General features: G+C 39.6%; 16 protein-coding genes and 1 pseudogene. 6 read left to right on the top strand and 11 right to left on the bottom strand.

The window, feature by feature from the left end; translation table 11 throughout:
* Nucleotides 1-40: 40 nt before the first annotated feature.
* From CBE70_RS07910 to fixA, 6 genes are all read right to left on the bottom strand, one after another.
* Entirely contained in the window at nt 41-1,678 is a 1,638-nt protein-coding gene (locus CBE70_RS07910; RefSeq protein ID WP_100158909.1) for an AMP-binding protein, read from the bottom strand.
* Nucleotides 1,679-2,184: 506 nt separating this feature from the next.
* Complete coding sequence (locus CBE70_RS07915; protein WP_100158910.1) at nt 2,185-3,516, bottom strand: MFS transporter; 1,332 nt, start codon at nt 3,514-3,516, stop codon at nt 2,185-2,187.
* Between the two features lie 86 nt (nt 3,517-3,602).
* On the bottom strand, nt 3,603-3,890 hold the full coding sequence (gene fixX / locus CBE70_RS07920) for a ferredoxin-like protein FixX (protein WP_023582978.1): 288 nt from the start codon (nt 3,888-3,890) through the stop codon (nt 3,603-3,605).
* Nucleotides 3,887-5,179 (bottom strand): FAD-dependent oxidoreductase FixC, encoded by a 1,293-nt coding sequence (fixC, locus tag CBE70_RS07925; protein WP_100158911.1) that lies wholly within the window; start codon nt 5,177-5,179, stop codon nt 3,887-3,889. Before fixC ends, fixX begins: the two co-directional genes overlap by 4 nt.
* A gap of 57 nt (nt 5,180-5,236) precedes the next feature.
* Nucleotides 5,237-6,175, bottom strand: a complete 939-nt coding sequence (locus CBE70_RS07930) for an FAD-binding protein (RefSeq protein WP_100158912.1) — start codon at nt 6,173-6,175, stop codon at nt 5,237-5,239.
* A gap of 11 nt (nt 6,176-6,186) precedes the next feature.
* Entirely contained in the window at nt 6,187-6,960 is a 774-nt protein-coding gene (gene fixA / locus CBE70_RS07935) for a putative electron transfer flavoprotein FixA (protein WP_100158913.1), read from the bottom strand.
* A gap of 600 nt (nt 6,961-7,560) precedes the next feature.
* Here fixA and caiT point away from each other — a divergent pair.
* The 6 genes from caiT to caiE all read left to right on the top strand — a co-directional run bounded on the left by caiT (nt 7,561) and on the right by caiE (nt 14,678).
* Nucleotides 7,561-9,075 (top strand): L-carnitine/gamma-butyrobetaine antiporter, encoded by a 1,515-nt coding sequence (caiT, locus tag CBE70_RS07940; protein ID WP_100158914.1) that lies wholly within the window; start codon nt 7,561-7,563, stop codon nt 9,073-9,075.
* Between the two features lie 41 nt (nt 9,076-9,116).
* Nucleotides 9,117-10,259, top strand: a complete 1,143-nt coding sequence (gene caiA, locus CBE70_RS07945; RefSeq protein WP_100158915.1) for a crotonobetainyl-CoA dehydrogenase — start codon at nt 9,117-9,119, stop codon at nt 10,257-10,259.
* 69 nt (nt 10,260-10,328) lie between these two features.
* A complete protein-coding gene (caiB, locus tag CBE70_RS07950; protein ID WP_100158916.1) occupies nt 10,329-11,549 on the top strand; it encodes an L-carnitine CoA-transferase in 1,221 nt (406 codons plus the stop codon).
* 75 nt (nt 11,550-11,624) lie between these two features.
* Nucleotides 11,625-13,181: a crotonobetaine/carnitine-CoA ligase gene (gene caiC / locus CBE70_RS07955; RefSeq protein WP_100158917.1), complete on the top strand. Its 1,557-nt coding sequence runs from the start codon at nt 11,625-11,627 to the stop codon at nt 13,179-13,181.
* Between the two features lie 78 nt (nt 13,182-13,259).
* Nucleotides 13,260-14,045: a crotonobetainyl-CoA hydratase gene (gene caiD, locus CBE70_RS07960; RefSeq protein ID WP_100158918.1), complete on the top strand. Its 786-nt coding sequence runs from the start codon at nt 13,260-13,262 to the stop codon at nt 14,043-14,045.
* Nucleotides 14,046-14,084: 39 nt separating this feature from the next.
* Nucleotides 14,085-14,678, top strand: coding sequence for a carnitine operon protein CaiE (gene caiE / locus CBE70_RS07965; RefSeq protein ID WP_100158919.1), 594 nt, complete (start codon nt 14,085-14,087; stop codon nt 14,676-14,678).
* Between the two features lie 68 nt (nt 14,679-14,746).
* On the opposite strand, the gene caiF is transcribed toward caiE, so the two are convergent.
* The 5 genes and pseudogenes from caiF to CBE70_RS18740 form a co-directional block, all read right to left on the bottom strand.
* Nucleotides 14,747-15,139, bottom strand: coding sequence for a carnitine metabolism transcriptional regulator CaiF (caiF, locus tag CBE70_RS07970; RefSeq protein WP_100158920.1), 393 nt, complete (start codon nt 15,137-15,139; stop codon nt 14,747-14,749).
* Nucleotides 15,140-15,710: 571 nt separating this feature from the next.
* The gene (fsa, locus tag CBE70_RS07975; protein ID WP_100158921.1) at nt 15,711-16,373 is read right to left on the bottom strand and encodes a fructose-6-phosphate aldolase; all 663 of its coding nucleotides are present in this window, start codon (nt 16,371-16,373) and stop codon (nt 15,711-15,713) included.
* Between the two features lie 238 nt (nt 16,374-16,611).
* Nucleotides 16,612-17,229: a lytic polysaccharide monooxygenase gene (locus CBE70_RS07980; protein WP_100158922.1), complete on the bottom strand. Its 618-nt coding sequence runs from the start codon at nt 17,227-17,229 to the stop codon at nt 16,612-16,614.
* 344 nt (nt 17,230-17,573) lie between these two features.
* A complete protein-coding gene (locus CBE70_RS07985) occupies nt 17,574-18,455 on the bottom strand; it encodes a cytotoxic necrotizing factor Rho-activating domain-containing protein (protein WP_456300073.1) in 882 nt (293 codons plus the stop codon).
* Nucleotides 18,447-18,636: pseudogene (locus CBE70_RS18740) on the bottom strand (RHS repeat-associated core domain-containing protein); the annotation flags it as partial. The pseudogene CBE70_RS18740 and the gene CBE70_RS07985, both read right to left, overlap by 9 nt.

Below are 18,636 nucleotides of genomic sequence, written 5' to 3' on the forward strand. Positions count from 1 at the left end.
CATACTGCTGTTGTCAGAATGTAGATAAATCCGTTGTCACTTAACCCGCTACTTTGTTTTTTTCATCCTTGATTGAAACGCTATAACCCAGTTGCAATTTCAGCGCTTGAACATCAATTTTTCCGCAAGGGGTATGAGGAAATTCTGTAAAGAAATGGAGTTCTTTGGGGATTTTGTAGCGAGCCAGTCGCTCTTGTAGAAATTCACGTAATTCGCTTTCACCAATACTGTGGCCTTTTTGCACACAAATGGTGGCAATCACTTCTTCACCTAAATCCGTTGACGGAATACCGAATGCTTTGGTTGCTTCTACACCCGCGTATTCAGCAATGGCTTCTTCAATTTCACACAGGCTAATATTTTCACCGCCACGCACGACTATCTCTTTCATGCGATAGGCGTAGTGATAATTGCCTTGTTCATCGACATAACCGATATCACCCGTGTGTAACCAACCTTCTTCGTCTAACGCTTCTTTGGTTTTATCAGGGGCATTGTCATAGCCCATCATCACATGGAAGCCACGCGTACAAATTTCACCTAAAATGCCTACTGCCACAGGTTTACCTGTTTTCGGATTGATAATTTTCATTTCAACAAAAGGTAAAGGCTTACCAATAGATCCACGTTTTATTGCTAAAGGATCGTTAGGTAATGTTTGGGTACAACAAGGTGAGGCTTCTGTTTGGCCATAAGAGACGGTGATCCCTTTCATGCCGAGGATATTTTCGATGTCATCGATTAGCGCAGGAGGAAAACTTGCCCCTGCAATAATGCCTTTATCAAGGCTAGATAAATCATAGTGAGAAAATTGTTCATGCTTCATTAAGCGACTAAAAATGGTCGGTACACCATGCATAATGGTGCAACGGCAGTCTTGGACGACTTTTAAAACATCTTCAGCACAGTAGTTATCTAACAGAACTAATTGGCATCCTGTTGTTAATGCAAAAAAGAGGCAGGAAGAGAGTCCAAAGCAGTGGAACAGAGGAACTGCAAGACAAATCACATCGTCATGCGTCACACCTAAGCGCTGTGCTGACAGCCTTGCATTATTAATGACATTATATTGGCTTAACATAACGCCTTTAGGCATTGCTGTACTGCCAGAGGTCATTTGAATAGTCAGCAAATCTTTTACGCTAACTTGTTCAACAGCATGTTGATAAACGATATCGGATACGTGTATTGCTTTTTCTTTTAATTGAGATAAAGAGACACTTTTTTCTGTATGCTCATTTCCCATGCTAATAAATAATTGAGGTAATACATCTTTATTTTCTGATGCTTTTTTAGAAAGACAATTAATGACCTCAATAAAATGATTACTTTTAAAACCATCAGAAAAGCAGAGCGCTTTAATTCCAGTTAATCGACATAAATCTAATAACTCTCTTTTTTTAAAATGAAAGTTAATACAAACGACAGGAACACCAATTTGAGCGGCGGCAAGAAAACAGATTATCCACTCCACACTATTAGCAGACCAAATACCTAAACGATCCCCTTTTTTTAAACCAATAGATAAAAAACCACGGGCAACTTGATCCACTTCTTGTTGTAGTTGTTGCCAAGTGAGTGTTTTTTTACTGTGATCCTCAATCAAGGCTATGTGTGAAGAATATTGCTTCACTACATTGTTTAGACATTCTTTAACTGTCGTTTCTAATAAGGTCATAAATACCTACTCAACCGCTTCTTTGCTGGTGTTTACGTCTGTAATGACCTTATTCTGGGTAGGGGATATTATTCATTCTTGGTAAATAACGAACTGTTTTTCGTCATTTGAATAGTCTGAGAGAGATTTGTGATTGGTGTCTAGATTCGGTGGGTTAAATATATTTACCAATTGAAGATAAATTAATAACAATGAAATAGATTTGGAACTGAAGCGTTATAAAGGTGTTATTATTAAAAATAAAAAGGAGAGTGATTTCATTTAAACAAAGAAAATAAAATCACTCTCTTTTTAATAAAACTATATTCTACTTATTTTAAATTATAAATAAATCTTATCAATAAATAAAAAATATAATTTAAATTAAAATAATAAAAAATAAAATAAGAAATTGTTAAATTTTATAACATATTAATAAAATATTTTTAGAAAGCTTAATAAATAATACCGCTTAGGTTGATTAAAAAATAATAAATTTCATTGGGTTTCAATTTTGAGTAAATAAACTAAATTTGTTTTTTACCCCGTTTCATCGGCATGGTTGAAGTCTGATTAAGCGTTAGCCCTTTGGTTTCTGGTGCAAACAAGACTGAAACTATCATACCAAGCAGTGAAATTGCAGCTCCCACCAGCATCGTGGTGTTAATGCCATAAGTGGCAATAAAGGCAGGAAGAGCACAGGTTGAAATAACTGTACCAATACGGCTGATTGACATAATAATGCCTACTGCCGATGCACGAATATCTGTCGGAAACAATTCGTTAGGATAGAGCCATTGTAAAATTCCGGGGCCACCAGAGAAAAAGGCATAAGTCGCAAACGCTAAGATAACAAATAAGATAGGTAGATCAGGAAAGACACCTAACACCAATAATGCCAATGTCATCATGCCAAAGCTACCAATCAATAATGGGCGTCGTCCTGTTTGGTTTAACCAGAACATAGCGGGAATACACCCAAACATAAAGAACAAGCTGATTACCACATTACCCAACGCCGCACTTCTTCCTGCATCCCATCCTAATAAACCGACAATTTGAGGTCCAAAGGTATAAATGGCGAACATCGGGATAACTTGGCAAGTCCAAATCACCGCAACAAAGAGTACGAAAGAAAAGTGACGCTTATTAAATAATTCGATAAAACGCGTTGTTTTGGCATCTTCCGCTTCAAATACCACGGGTTCGCCAAAGAGCTTTATCATCATCTCATTGCACTCTTTAATACGCCCTTTGCGTATTAACCAAAGCGGAGATTCGGGTAAATCAAAACGACCAATTAAAATAATAACGCAGGGAATAAAGGCACTACCTAACATCCAACGCCAGCCATCTTCAACATCATATAAAAGATAACCGACTAAATTGGCGCAAGTCGCTCCGATATACCACATTGCAGCAATAAAACCGACGGCAAAAGCGCGTTGTTTTTTATTGGAAAACTCAGTGATCATCGAAGTCGCAATAGGATAATCGGCACCAATCACAATCCCAATAAGGAACCGCATCACCAATAAACCCACAGGGGTTGAAACAAACATCGTCGCGATAGAAATAATGGCAATAGCCACAATATCCACAAGGAACATTTTACGGCGACCCACTTTGTCACAAATATAACCAAAGAGTGATGTACCAATAAAAAGTCCTGCTAATGTTGCCGCACCAAGCAGACCAATCCATTGTGTATCAAGCTGTAATAACGGTGTGAGTTGCTCTAACGCCACACCGATAATCACTAATACATAGCCATCAAGAAAAGGGCCGCCACTGCCCCATAACATCACTCGACGATGTACAGAGGTAAAACGAATATCATCAAAGTTTCTGGGTTGCATGACTGCGTCCTGGTATTTTTTCTAAATAAAACAAAAAAAGAAAAGCTCCCAGGCCGGAGAAGCACTGGGAGAAAAGTAGCGATACATCATCCGTAACGATATTCCACGCCAAAAGTTCCGCGTGGGTACTCCCATTTTTCAAGCGCACTGTCTAAACCAAGAATTCGACAAGTTCCACACTCTAAGCATCCTGCATAGTCAAAACTGATGGTGCCATCTTCTTGTTTTTTATAAAGACCGGCTGGACATGCTTTGACTAAGGTTTCCAATACCTGCATATCAGGTTGCTCTTTAACAACGATATGTGGATTTTCCTCATCGACATTAAATTTATTGATGCCTAATTTGACATCGACATTTACGGGAGAACTCATATTGCTTTTACTCCTTTGATCCCATCTTTAATCAGATTCATCCAGCCTACTTTTTTGGTATGACGCATCATGGTTTTACGCATTGGCACTGGTGCTTCACCTGTTACGGTAAAGAGATCTTTTGCAATACCAACCACCATTTCAGGGTAAGCGGTGAACATACGCGGGTTATCAAGTAAATCAGGCATACGTTGATAGGCTTTCATATCGCGTAACGGGCCATCTTCTAAATGTTTGAGATATTCATTTAGTGTTTGTTTACTAAAATCGTTTTTCGCCATGGCAGAGAGCACGGTTTTTGCAGCGGCTTCGCCGGATGCCATCGCTAAATCCATGCCACGGATAGTAAAACCAAGGTTCATACACATTCCTGCTGCATCACCTGCAATCAATACGCCATCGCGTACTAATTCGCTTTGCATTCTTAACCCAGCTTCAGGAACAACGTGCGCACCGTATTCCACCATTTTTCCGCCTTCAATTAGCGGAGCAACAACAGGATGCTGTTTAAAATCTTCTAGCATTTGTGGTACTGATTTTTTAGCGTCTTTAATATGGTGAAGCCCACAGACAAGACCTAAAGAAAGTGTGGTTTTATTGGTATATAAAAAACCGCCGCCCATTAGTCCATCGGTAGGCGAACCTGCAAATAACCAAGCCGCACCTTCGTTATCTTTTAGGTTAAAACGATCTTTAATCACACTTTCAGGAAGTTCAATGATCTCTTTTACGCCTACCGCCACATTTTCGGCCGCCACACGTTTTGTCATACCTAGCTGTTCAGCAAGAATGGAATTCACACCATCAGCTAAAATAACCGCTTTGGCTTCTAACACATCACCATCAGCTTCAACGCCAACAATTTTGCCATCACGCTCGACTAACTTATCAACACGAATGCCTGTAATACATTGCGCACCCGCATTTTCGGCTTGTTCCATTAGCCATTGGTCAAACTCACCGCGTAATACAGACCAAGAGGCGGTTTTGGGGTTATTTCCTTCAGCATTTTGGTAATCAATCGTCATTGCGCCTGTTTCAGTCATAAATGACAATTTTTCATGAGTGATCACACGTTCAACAGGTGCTTCTTGCGCAAACTCAGGAATGATGCGCTCAAGGGTATGTGCATACATACGACCACCGGTTACATTTTTCCCGCCAGCGTAGTTACCTCTTTCTATTAGCAATACTTGTGCGCCTTCTCTTGCCAAAACAAGTGCAGCCACAGATCCTGCTAATCCTGCGCCAACAATAATGGCATCGAAAATATCTTCGGAATCGGACATAACATCTCCAGAATTTGCGATAAACAGCAGAGAAGTTCCCTTCCCTGCTTAAATAAATCAGTTAGATAATTGACGAGTTAATGCAGGTAAAACCTTCATTAAATCACCGACAATGCCGTAGTCAGCGAATTGGAAGATAGGCGCATTTTTGTCTTTATTAATAGCAACAATAGTTTGTGCGCCATTAGCGCCGACCATATGTTGAATTTGCCCTGAAATACCAGCAGCTAAATAAAGTTCAGGTTTCAGCATCAAGTTAGAAATACCGACATAACGCTCGTGTTCCATCCACTTCTCATTTTCAGCGACAGGACGAGAACACGCGATTTCAGCGCCAATGGCTTTCGCTAACGCTTCTGCAATAGCGATATTTTCTTTACTGCCGATACCGCGACCCACGCTGACAACAAAACGTGCTTTGTCTAAATCAACGGCATTGATTGCGCGTGGTTGAACTGAATTGCGAACGATGGTTTGAGCAGGAGCAATCCATGCGACTTTTTGTGCATTACCTGTAGCGCCAGTTTCTGGTGCAACATCAAAAGCACCCACGCTTGCAGTTACAACACAGTAAGGGGTTTTCAGTGTCTCATCACCAAAAGCTAAACCACCGTAAACCATGTGTTTTGTGACTAATGCATCTCCATCTGCATTTATAGATTGTGCGTCATTAGAAACAACCGCCTCTAAACGATGACCTAAACGTGCCGCGACTAATTTTCCGCGACGTGTATTAGGTAATAACACTAGACCTGCATCACCTTTCTGTTTAATGGTTTCAACCATGCTTTGTGCATAATCTTCAATAATGCGATCGTCAGGTTTACCTTCTAATTGGAAAACGGCTGTTGCACCTAATTTAAAGGCAGCTACGCTTTGCTCATCATTTAATGTAAATACATTGATAGATTGTCCTAATGAAGAAGCACCCCCCATTAATTCTGGTAAACGGGAAAGTGCATCACTAAATACCCAAACAGTTGAAAACTGGCTCATAACTCCCCCTATTACTTAAGAATTTTACGTAAATGTTCTGCCAACTCAGCAATCTGATCATCGCCATCACCTTCAATAATGATGCGTTGACGAACTTTCTGTTTTGGTGCAGCCACTTTTTGCTCTGAACGCGCAGTAATCGCATCCAGACCAAGATCGGCAACACTCCATTGCTGAACAGGTTTCTTAGCCGCGCCAAGAATGGCTTTCATCGAAGGAATTTGAGGTGTGTTAATATCGGTAGATACCGCAATCACTGCGGGTAAAGGCAGTGTCAGTGTTTCAATTTCATTTTCTAATTCACGCTCAACGGTAATTGAATCATTAGAAAGAGAAACAATTTTGTTAATACCATTTATTGCTGGAATATTTAGAATTTCACCCACCAGCAAGCTCACTTGTTGTGAACTAAGATCCGCCGAGCCGTCACCACAAAGAATTAAGTCATAACCTTTTTTAGTTGCAGCCGCAGCCAGTGCAACCGCCGTTTGGTAAGGTAGAGAGGCTTCAAATTGGTCATCAACCACAACCACTAAATCGTCAGCCCCACGAGAAAGAACATCTTTACGTGCTTTCGCATTTGTCAGAGCCTTACCACCAACACTCATTGCCGTGATTTGAATACCATCAAGTTGAGTCTTAAGCTGATTAGCTGCTTCAATCGCATTTAAATCATATTGGCTGATTTTGGTGTTAGCGCGAGAAAAATCCAGCGAACTGTCTGCGCTATTTACCGTAATATCCTGCTCATCGGGAACACTCTTGTAACATGTAATAATATTCATTACATCTCCTGAAATTAATAAATAATGTCATTTACTCTGGCAATGTAATATAGAATTAACACAATTAAGCGTTTAAAAAATTAAACCTAGGTCACCAATATTGAACATTATTAAATAATGAATCGATAGGTTTCAATATTGCCAAATACATCACCAATATTGAAATTAGTTTTAATTGAAGTGAATAACTTTCAATATTGCTACTTTGATCAACAATATTGAAGGTAATAAGCATAACGTGATTTAACGTTCAATATTGCCACCGAGATCAACAATATTGAAAGAGGGAATATAACAACCCTATTACATACAAGGTTATACCAATAATTATCAATCAGTTACAATGAAAATAAAACGTTATAAAACGTAACATAAAATCGACAAAAAGAATAGTGTGAAGTGAATAACAGAATAGATTTCTTATAATATCCATCATTCTTCATCATTAATTGATTTATGGATTAGCCAATCACTTTATTTTTCTATTATGATAAAAACTCAACAGATGAAATAGATAGAATTAAACTCAAATGCTTTATTAGATATTAGGAATTAACACCACTTAAACTTCTGCGCTAAATATATTTGGAAAATTTACCTATGAGCAAAGATAATAAAAAGGCTGGAATAGAACCGAAGGTTTTTTTTCCACCATTAATCATTGTTGGTATTTTATGTTGGTTAACGGTACGTGATCTTGACGCCTCAAATGAAGTGATTAACGCCGTATTCAGCTATGTTACCAATGTCTGGGGTTGGGCCTTCGAATGGTATATGGTCATTATGTTCGGGGGTTGGTTTTGGTTAGTCTTCGGTCGTTATGCCAATAAACGCCTAGGGGAAGATAAACCTGAATTTAGTACCGCAAGCTGGATCTTTATGATGTTTGCGTCTTGTACATCCGCAGCCGTCCTCTTCTGGGGTTCGATTGAAATATACTACTACATTTCAAGTCCTCCTTTTGGGATGGAAGCTTACTCAACTCAAGCGAAAGAAATTGGTCTTGCTTACAGCTTGTTCCACTGGGGTCCTTTACCTTGGGCAACTTATAGCTTCCTTTCTGTTGCATTCGCTTACTTCTTCTTTGTTCGCAAAATGGAAGTTATCCGTCCAAGTAGTACCTTAACCCCATTAATCGGTGAAAAACACGTTAATGGGCTCGTCGGAACCATTATTGATAACTTCTATCTTGTTGCTTTAATCCTGGCAATGGGTACTAGCCTTGGTTTAGCAACGCCGTTAGTCACTGAATGTATTCAATACTTATTTGGTATTCCTCATACCCTGCAATTAGACGCCATCATTATCTCTTGCTGGATCCTATTAAACGCAATTTGCGTGGCATTTGGTCTGCAAAAAGGGGTGAAGATCGCCAGTGATGTGCGTACTTACCTGAGTTTCTTAATGTTGGGTTGGGTATTTATCGTTGGTGGTGCGAGCTTTATCGTCAATTATTTTACCGATTCTGTGGGTACATTGTTGATGTATATGCCTCGTATGCTGTTCTATACAGACCCTATCGGTAAAGGTGGATTCCCTCAAGGCTGGACAGTCTTCTATTGGGCTTGGTGGGTTATCTACGCGATCCAAATGAGTATCTTCTTAGCGCGTATTTCTAAAGGCCGTACTGTTCGTGAATTGTGTTTAGGGATGGTTTCAGGTTTAACCGCAGGAACTTGGTTAATTTGGACAATCCTTGGTGGTAACACCTTACAACTGATTGACCAAAACATTCTGAATATTCCACAGCTGATTGAACAATACGGTGTTCCGCGCGCCATTATCGAAACATGGGCAGCATTACCACTAAGCACAGCGACAATGTGGGGCTTCTTTATCCTCTGCTTTATTGCCACTGTCACCTTAATTAACGCCTGCTCTTACACACTGGCAATGTCTACTTGTCGCTCTATGAAAGAAGGCTCTGAGCCCCCTTTATTAGTCCGCATCGGCTGGTCTGTGCTGGTTGGTGTTATCGGCATCATTCTATTAGCACTTGGCGGTTTAAAACCAATCCAAACTGCCATTATCGCCGGAGGATGCCCACTATTTTTCGTCAATATCATGGTCACCTTGTCCTTTATTAAAGATGCCAAAGTACATTGGAAAGAGTGATCCGCTATACGCAAAGAATGACACATTAAGAGGTTATTAACATGGATTTTAGATTGAATGATGAGCAGGAACTGTTTGTTGACGGTGTCCGCGAATTAATGGCCAGTGAAAACTGGGAAGCTTATTTCGCGCAGTGTGATCGCGAAAGTAAATACCCAGAACGTTTTGTCAAAGCCTTAGCGGATATGGAAATTGACAATCTGCTTATCCCTGAAGAACACGGTGGATTAAACGCAGGTTTTGTTACTGTTGCCGCAATTTGGATGGAATTAGGTCGTTTAGGTGCGCCAACTTATGTGCTTTATCAATTACCGGGTGGCTTTAACACCGTATTGCGTGAAGGAACACAAGAGCAAATCGATAAAATTATGGCGTTCCGCGGCACAGGTAAACAGATGTGGAACTCTGCCATTACAGAACCGGGTGCAGGTTCAGATGTGGGTAGCTTACAAACGACTTATACCCGTAAAGATGGCAAAGTTTATCTCAATGGTAGCAAATGCTTTATCACCAGTAGCGCCTATACCCCTTACGTTGTGGTAATGAGCCGTGATGCTGCATCGCCTGATAAACCTGTTTTCACAGAATGGTTTGTGGATATGAGCAAACCGGGCATCAAAGTCAACAAGTTAGAAAAACTGGGTTTACGCATGGATAGCTGCTGTGAAATCACGTTTGATAACGTTGAACTTGAAGAAAAAGACATGTTTGGTCGCGAAGGTAACGGCTTTAACCGTGTTAAAGAAGAATTCGACCATGAACGCTTCTTAGTGGCGCTCACTAACTACGGTACTGCGATGTGTGCCTTTGAAGATGCAGCGCGTTATGCCAATCAACGTGTTCAATTTGGCGAAGCAATTGGTCGTTTCCAATTAATTCAAGAAAAATTCGCCCATATGGCGATCAAACTCAATTCAATGCGCAACATGTTATATGAAACTGCATGGAAGAGTGACAACAACTTAATCACCTCAGGTGATGCGGCGATGTGTAAATACTTCTGTGCGAATGCGGCATTTGAAGTGGTTGATAGTGCAATGCAAGTGCTTGGTGGTGTGGGTATTGCTGGCGAGCACCGCATTTCTCGTTTCTGGCGTGACCTTCGTGTTGACCGTGTGTCTGGTGGCTCTGATGAAATGCAGATCCTGACATTAGGACGTTCAGTGCTTAAACAGTACCGCTAATTAATCACAAATCACTCTCTCATCTACGGATGAGGGAGTTTTTTAAAAGTCCACTGACGAGGTGACGCTATGACAGAACATTTACCAATGCCACAATTCGGCCCGCTTTCTGGGGTTCGTGTTGTATTTTCAGGAATTGAAATTGCAGGGCCATTCGCAGGACAAATGTTTGCAGAATGGGGAGCTGAAGTAATTTGGATTGAAAACGTTGCATGGGCTGACACCATTCGCGTTCAACCTCATTATCCACAACTTTCTCGCCGTAATTTACATGCTCTTTCACTTAATATCTTTAAAGATGAAGGCCGTGATGCGTTCCTGAAATTAATGGAAACCACCGATATCTTTATTGAAGCCAGTAAAGGCCCAGCCTTTGCACGTCGTGGTATTACCGATGAAGTGTTATGGGAACATAATCCTAAATTGGTTATCGCGCATTTATCTGGCTTTGGTCAATATGGCGATCCGCAATACACCAACTTACCGGCCTATAACACTATTGCTCAAGCCTTTAGTGGCTACTTGATCCAAAACGGTGACAAAGATCAGCCAATGCCGGCTTTCCCTTATACCGCAGATTATTTCTCAGGAATGACAGCAACCACTTCTGCTTTAGCCGCACTGTATAAAGTTCAACAAACAGGCAAAGGCGAAAGTATTGATATTGCTATGTATGAAGTGATGTTGCGTATGGGGCAATACTTCATGATGGATTATTTCAATGGTGGCGAAATTTGCCCTCGTATGACAAAAGGGAAAGATCCGTACTACGCAGGCTGTGGGCTTTACCGTTGCCAAGATGGTTTTATCGTCATGGAAGTGGTGGGTATTACACAAATTGAAGAAATTTTCAAAGATATCGGTCTTGCACATCTTCTTGGTACACCAGAAGTACCTGAAGGCACTCAACTTATTCATCGTATCAATTGTCCTCATGGTCAATTATTTGAAGACAAATTAGATGAGTGGTTAGCCAAACAACCGATCACTGACGTGCTTAAACGTCTTTCTGAACTCAATATTGCCAGCGCTAAAGTGCTGACTATTCCTGAGCTTGAAGACAATCCGCAATATGTCGCGCGTGAATCTATTACCCAATGGCAAACCATGAATGGCGAAACCTGCAAAGGGCCAAATGTGATGCCGAAATTCAAAAATAATCCGGGAAAAATCTGGCGTGGTATGCCATCTCACGGCATGGACACCAACGCTATCTTAAAAAATATCGGTTATAACGACGAACAAATCAGGGGGCTGGTCGATAAAGGGCTAGCTAAAATCGTAAAGTAACACCGTAAAATTCAGACACAGCACACTTTTAAAATCGTGTCTGAATTCACGGCAAAAGTATGGGATAACAGTTTAATGGATGTGATTGGCAAACAAAACTTACGTCAAATGTGGGATGATTTGGCAGACGTTTATGGCACAAAAACAGCGCTGATTTTTGAATCCGCACAAGGACTCGTGAGACAATTTAGCTACTGTGAATTAAATGAAGAGATAAACAGAACCGCAAATCTTTTCCATGCTGGTGGCATAAAAAAAGGCGACCATGTTGCCTTACATCTTGATAACTGCCCTGAATTTTTCTTTTGCTGGTTTGGATTGGCAAAAATAGGCGCTGTAATGGTGCCCATTAATGCGCGCTTTATGTATGAAGAAAGTGCATGGATAATCAATCACTGCCAAGCCCATTACGTGGTTACTCGCGATAATTTCTATCCGATTTACCAACCTATGTTGCAGGATGAACAAAACCCTTTAACGCAACTGTTTTTAATTTCTGAAAACACAATGCCTGCGGAGAAAGAGGTTGTGGACTTCTTAACAGAAAAAGCCAAACATCCTGTTACGCTTAATCATCACACCCCATTAAGTGTGGATGATACTGCTGAAATTCTTTTCACTTCAGGTACCACATCACAACCTAAAGGTGTGGTTATCACGCACTATAACTTACGCTTTGCAGGTTATTACTCATCATGGCAAAACGCATTACGCGAAGACGATATTTATCTCACCGTCATGCCTGCATTCCATATTGATTGCCAATGTACTGCATCACTGGCTGCATTTTCTGTTGGTGCGACTTTTGTATTGTTAGAAAAATACAGTGCAAGAGCTTTTTGGAAGCAAATTCTCAAGTACCAAGCGACGGTAACAGAATGTATTCCAATGATGATGAGAACCTTAATGGCACAGCCCGTTTCATCAGAAGAAAAGCAACACAAATTACGCGAAGTGATGTTCTACCTCAATCTCGCTGATGAAGAAAAAGACACCTTTATTGAACGCTTTAATGTGCGATTACTCACCTCTTACGGCATGACAGAAACTATCGTTGGTTTGATTGGTGATAGACCCGGTGATAAACGCCGCTGGCCGTCAATCGGCAGACCTGGTTTTTGCTATCAAGCTCAAATCAGAGACAAACAGAACAACGAAGTTCCTGATGGCGTTGTAGGTGAGATCTGCGTAAAAGGCGAACCCGGAAAAACCCTATTCAAAGAGTATTACAATCGACCTGATGCAACAGCGAAAGCGCTAGAGCCTAACGGTTGGTTACATACAGGAGATTATGGTTACCGGGATGATGAAGGCTTTTTCTATTTTGTGGATCGCAGTTGCAACATGATCAAACGCGGGGGCGAAAACGTCTCTTGTGTTGAGATTGAAAACATCATTAGTTCACATCCAAAAATTCAAGATGTGGCGGTTATTGGTGTGCCTGATGATATTCGTGATGAAGCCATTAAAGCTTTTGTGGTGCTCGTTGAAGGTGAAACCTTGAGTAAAGACGATTTTTTCCATTTCTGCGAACACAATATGGCGAAATTTAAAGTGCCATCAGACGTCGAGTTTCGGGAAGGTTTACCTCGTAATTGCTCAGGAAAAGTAATTAAAAAGCATTTGAAATAAGCCACTGGTCGGTTTTAACGATAGCAAAATAACCTCAATCATAAATGCTTATTTTTGATGATGAAAAAGGAATACACCATGAGCCAATCATTACACTTAACAACGCGTGGTTCTGTACTTGAAATTGTATTAGATAGACCGAAAGCCAATGCTATTGATGCAAAAACCAGCCATGAAATGGGTGAAGTTTTTCTGCGTTTTCGTGATGATCCCAACTTACGTGTCGCGATTATTACAGGCGCAGGTGAACGCTTTTTCTCCGCTGGTTGGGATTTAAAAGCAGCGGCTGAAGGTGAAGCCCCTGATGCAGACTTTGGTGCGGGTGGTTTTGCCGGTTTAACCGAATTATTTGATCTTGATAAACCTGTTATTGCTGCCGTTAACGGCTATGCTTTTGGCGGTGGTTTTGAATTAGCACTCGCCGCCGACATGATGGTGTGCTCAGACAATGCTTCTTTTGCCTTACCTGAAGCGCAATTAGGTATTGTGCCTGATAGTGGGGGTGTATTGCGTTTACCTAAACGTTTACCGCCTGCTATCGTCAACGAAATGCTGATGACTGGTCGTCGTATGAATGCAGACGAAGCACTACGTTGGGGAATTGCAAACCGCGTTGTCAGCGCCGCTGAATTAATGGATAGCGCACGCGAACTTGCCGATCAAATCGCTAATAGTGCTCCATTGGCTGTGGCGGCTTTAAAAGAGATTTATCGTGCCACCAGCGAGCTTTCTATTGAAGAAGGCTACAAATTAATGCGCAGTGGCGTGTTAAAACATTACCCGAGTGTCTTACATTCCGAAGATGCCACAGAAGGGCCTCTTGCCTTTGCTGAAAAACGCGCACCTGAATGGAAAGGCCGGTAATTATCTAGTGTTTCGATAATACAACAAAGAGGAAAACGGATGAGCATTTATGCGTTTGAAGGTCTTATTCCTGTGGTACATCCAACGGCTTATATTCACCCATCCGCGGTATTAATTGGTGATGTAATTATTGGTGCAGGTGTTTATATCGGCCCTCTTGCTTCACTAAGAGGCGACTATGGGCGCTTGATTGTTGAAGCAGGCGCTAACCTTCAAGACGGTTGTATCATGCACGGTTATACCGATATGGATACCATCGTCAGAGAAAATGGACATATTGGACATGGTGCTATTCTTCATAGTTGTATAATCGGACGCGATAGTTTAGTTGGCATGAACAGCGTGATTATGGATGGTGCAGTAATCGGAGAAGAGAGCATTGTTGCGGCAATGAGCTTTGTAAAAGCGGGTTTTCAAGGACAACCTCGACAAATGTTAATAGGGAGTCCTGCAAAACATGTGCGTGATATTACCGATCAAGACATGGAATGGAAGCGGATGAATACCCGAGAGTATCAAGATTTGGCCATTCGTTGTCGCCAAAGCTTAGTAGAAACAACGCCTTTAACCGCACCTGAACCCAATCGTCCTCGTTTACGAGGCACCACAGACGTTAAGCCTAAAGGTCAGTAGAAAAGAGCAGCGACAGGCGTTACAAGCGCCTGTCGTATTGCATCTATCATTAAATCAACAATGATTAATTAGCGTCGTTGTGATTTTGACAACATCCATTGCCATTTTTGCTCATGGTTTAATCCATGAGGGATCATCGTTGCTAATTTTTCAGGTGAACTTTGACTACTTTTGCCTTGAATATGTCCTTTTATGCGAGAATAAAGCTGAGGATCAATATGACTCACTTTGATCATGCGTTGGCATTGGCAACCTCTACCTTCAAGCTGGTTAGGCACGCTTTTTGTTTCACACTCAATTTCTTTTACATCAGAAAGAATGTAAGAGACGATATTAATCGCATTGCATTGAGGAATATCGAATTTTTTCGCAATCTCTTTTGCGCTTACCCAGCGTTCTTGCTCTTGAACCCAATCAGCAATGGACAGATAAAGTGGCTTATTCATGTATTCTTCACACATATTTACTCCAGTATCACAAATAAAGTTTTATTTATCGCTAAATAAAGATAATAACTGAATATGTTAATTATCATTGCACCGCGGAGTATCGGTTTTCCCTGTTAATTAGGTAAGTTAACTACCCCATCAATATAATATTAGTTTATTTTTTAACAACCAAACTCTTTAATTAACATGCCCGTCACAATTTATTATTTTGTTATTAAAGCCAAAGTAATAACAATTAAACCGAGTAAAAACAAAAAATTAATTAAATTTTAAAAATGTAAAAAACTCACAACAAAAAAAACATAACATAATGATATGTGAGCAATTTATTAAAACAAAATAAAAAATAATAGATTATATTAATAATCCATTTATAGACTAACATTATAATAATAGATTTGGATTTAGATTGCCAGAAAGGTGACTTATTATTAGATATAAATCAATATTCGTTTATTTTACGCTATAATAATCTCGTTATTAATACATTAGTAAAAATGAAGATTAATATCACTATATACCTAAATGAATAAATTAAGTGCTATATCACGTTATAGCACTTAATCTCATACTCTTCATTTAATTATAAAAAACGACGTTCAAAGGTGGTTTGCCAATCGTCCGCAAATTTATTCACCGCATCATCAACCACAGGTGAACGAATAATAGAGTAAGCAAGCTCTATCGGGAGTGTCACTGAAGAAGCCCCAGCTAATAAACAATCGACCACTTGGCGCGGTGTTTTAAAACTGGCGGCGAGGATCCTGGTGGGTAAATTATGCATGGTGATCAGCGTTTGTAACTCTTTGACCACTCTGACCCCATCAGAACCTTGTCTATCCATTCGATGTACATAAGGCGCAATATAATCTGCTCCCGCTAATGCCGCCATTAAACCTTGAGAAACACTGTAAATTGCCGTACCTAATACCAGCATATTTTTTTGTTTAAGTTGTTTAATTGCCATTAGACCAGCTTCTGTCACAGGGATTTTAATCACGGTATTATCCGCAATATTCCCAATACGCAATGCTTCTTCAATCATCGTATCGACATCACTGGCAATCACTTGTGCAAATACACGTCCTTTACCGCCCATTGCTGCTTTTAATTCAGGCAATAGGGTTTCAATATGTTGTGCCGATTTAGCGATAATGGAAGGATTGGTAGTAACACCTGCAATAGGAAGAACTTGAGAAAGTTTTCTGACTTCTTCGATATCTGCTGTATCTAAATAGATTTCCATAATCGCACCTCAATGATGTTGGTTTTAAGCTAAATATTATAGATATATAGAACGAACTTAGCATTGTAACAAGAACTTTTCTAGTCTCATTTTATGAGATAAAACGAGAGATAAAAAAGAGCCATAAAGGCTCTATTTTTAAATATTTAAAGAATAATAAATACTGCAACTTTGTATTTATACTAATTAAGTAGATTTCTTATAAAATAATCATATCGACTATGCCATAGCATTAAATTTAAAATTCAGCATCAATTATCTGATAAAACGCATTTCCTGTATCCGCAATATCCCAAACACCTAAAATAATGTGATAACCGGTTCTTTCGGGTATATCACAATCTAGTTCAACACTTTTCGTTGGCATTTTTCCATTGTCAAATCGTTGGCAAAAAGGCGTTAAATCAAAATCATCTCGAATAAGCGGTTTATTTGCATCCCATTCAGGTTGAGTAATAAAAAATCGCCACGATGCTGTACTATGTGGCGCGGTTAATGTCCACTTAAAGGTATAAGATCCGCTTTGCATTTTGACTTTATGCCAACGATTAATATTTTGTTCATTTAATTTATAAAAAGCCGAATTCCCTCCGCTAGCAATTTCACCATCTTTAATGGTATTGTTTGGGAAATTTTTAACACCTTCAATGGATTGAGGTTCATATTCAGTTTGGCCACAACCTGTATTAAATTTTATATTATTACTACCAGGAATTATCGTTCTGCATAACGTTGCACGACTTGGTGGTTTATCAATATAGCCATGTTTTAATGTGACATCAGCTGACGCTGTTGAAATAAAACTTGCTACTGATAATAATGTTGAAATAAATACCATAAGTTTATTTTTTTTCATAATAAATCCTCAATAATTATTAAAGTTTTTTAATATAATGAGTGTATTAATCACATTAGACACTTGTGAGCAATATCGAGATTTAATTTAATATTAAAATGGAACTAACACTGTTATTTAATATTTATTAAATAACTATCAATAATAAAAATAATAAATTAAATTATTTTTACTACTTTTTTATATTTTATTAAAAGAAATAAAATCATCGATATAAAATAAAAACAACCCAAATGAGACAGGAAAACTGTTTCACTGGGTTGTATATTTGGGGATATGTTTTAACGTGATTACAATATAGCAATATATAATCGTAATTGATGTCATTCTGTAATTGTGATGTATTAATGTAAACGAGTTTTCATTGAGTTAAGAACACTAATTTTGTTAGTATTCATATTAATAGCCACATCTTCCGACAATACTTTCACATTAACTTTTCCTGAATCCTTGGCCAATAGGGCATAACTATAACCAGCCCTGACGGAGAAACTAGGCATCTTAGTTTGAAGATTATAATCAAATGTAGCGACATTCTCTTGAACTTGGTCGATCCTCGTGCCTTGTTTCCCAAGATAAGTTATTGTCGAATTTTCAAACTCACTTAATGTACCAATCAAGTCATTATTATGATCCCCTGATACCGATAAATTCTTACCTGATAAGGCGTTAAGGCTGGTTTGTGCTGTGCTCACTCCCTGAATACCTGTTTTCCAGTTCTTATCACCAACGGCTTGTCCAGTATGAACCACATAAAATTGTTCTTTGTCTACAGCATATAGCATAGTGCAACCACTCAAGGCTCCTGATGTAATAACAATGGGTTTCTTCTCCTTGATATCATCCAACTGGATGCTGATGCCCACACTACCTGACCTACCATTCGTAACATAAATAGCGGTCAGATCATCAGAAAGTGTTTTGCGTCCCCAATAAGTTCCTACTGTTCCAACACCAGGCTTTTGGGACGTAACCTGAGAACCACGGAAGATATGAACTGATTGGTATAAATCACCTCCTTCTTGCAATAATTGCGGACTGTACTCTCTTACTGCGGAATTATGCTCAACCGAATCAAATCGATTAATGACGAATGGTAATGTTGTCTCAACACTCTCTTTATTATTCCCCGCTATTAATCCACGATTTCGTAAAGGAGTAATAGATCCCTTTTGTAGCTTCATATCATCTGATGCAAAGAGATGAGAAAAAATACTACTAGGCATTCGCCCATCCGGATCACGCAATGTCACAGGATTATTACGCACCATGCGATATAAATTCAGTCCATCAATCGTACCTGCGGGGTCGGCACTTAACCAACGGCCAATCCACGGCTGATAATAACGATAACCGTAATAATAGAGCCCTGTAGAATCTTTCTCTTTGCCAGAATAACGAATAGTT

It is taken from the genome of Proteus columbae (genome assembly GCF_002777965.1).
GTDB classification, from domain to species: Bacteria; Pseudomonadota; Gammaproteobacteria; order Enterobacterales; family Enterobacteriaceae; genus Proteus; species Proteus columbae.

Bases quoted from the DNA above. Each gene is read 5' to 3' on its own strand.
- fixC (WP_100158911.1), bottom strand. From the start codon at position 5,179: ATGTCCGATTCCGAAGATATTTTCGATGCCATTATTGTTGGCGCAGGA.
- caiT (WP_100158914.1), top strand. From the start codon at position 7,561: ATGAGCAAAGATAATAAAAAGGCTGGAATAGAACCGAAGGTTTTTTTT.
- caiA (WP_100158915.1), top strand. From the start codon at position 9,117: ATGGATTTTAGATTGAATGATGAGCAGGAACTGTTTGTTGACGGTGTC.
- CBE70_RS07915 (WP_100158910.1), bottom strand. From the start codon at position 3,516: ATGCAACCCAGAAACTTTGATGATATTCGTTTTACCTCTGTACATCGT.
- caiD (WP_100158918.1), top strand. From the start codon at position 13,260: ATGAGCCAATCATTACACTTAACAACGCGTGGTTCTGTACTTGAAATT.
- fixX (WP_023582978.1), bottom strand. From the start codon at position 3,890: ATGAGTTCTCCCGTAAATGTCGATGTCAAATTAGGCATCAATAAATTT.
- CBE70_RS07910 (WP_100158909.1), bottom strand. From the start codon at position 1,678: ATGACCTTATTAGAAACGACAGTTAAAGAATGTCTAAACAATGTAGTG.
- CBE70_RS07930 (WP_100158912.1), bottom strand. From the start codon at position 6,175: ATGAGCCAGTTTTCAACTGTTTGGGTATTTAGTGATGCACTTTCCCGT.
- caiE (WP_100158919.1), top strand. From the start codon at position 14,085: ATGAGCATTTATGCGTTTGAAGGTCTTATTCCTGTGGTACATCCAACG.
- caiC (WP_100158917.1), top strand. From the start codon at position 11,625: ATGGATGTGATTGGCAAACAAAACTTACGTCAAATGTGGGATGATTTG.
- CBE70_RS07980 (WP_100158922.1), bottom strand. From the start codon at position 17,229: ATGAAAAAAAATAAACTTATGGTATTTATTTCAACATTATTATCAGTA.
- CBE70_RS07985 (WP_456300073.1), bottom strand. From the start codon at position 18,455: ATGCCTAGTAGTATTTTTTCTCATCTCTTTGCATCAGATGATATGAAG.
- fsa (WP_100158921.1), bottom strand. From the start codon at position 16,373: ATGGAAATCTATTTAGATACAGCAGATATCGAAGAAGTCAGAAAACTT.
- caiF (WP_100158920.1), bottom strand. From the start codon at position 15,139: ATGTGTGAAGAATACATGAATAAGCCACTTTATCTGTCCATTGCTGAT.
- caiB (WP_100158916.1), top strand. From the start codon at position 10,329: ATGACAGAACATTTACCAATGCCACAATTCGGCCCGCTTTCTGGGGTT.
- fixA (WP_100158913.1), bottom strand. From the start codon at position 6,960: ATGAATATTATTACATGTTACAAGAGTGTTCCCGATGAGCAGGATATT.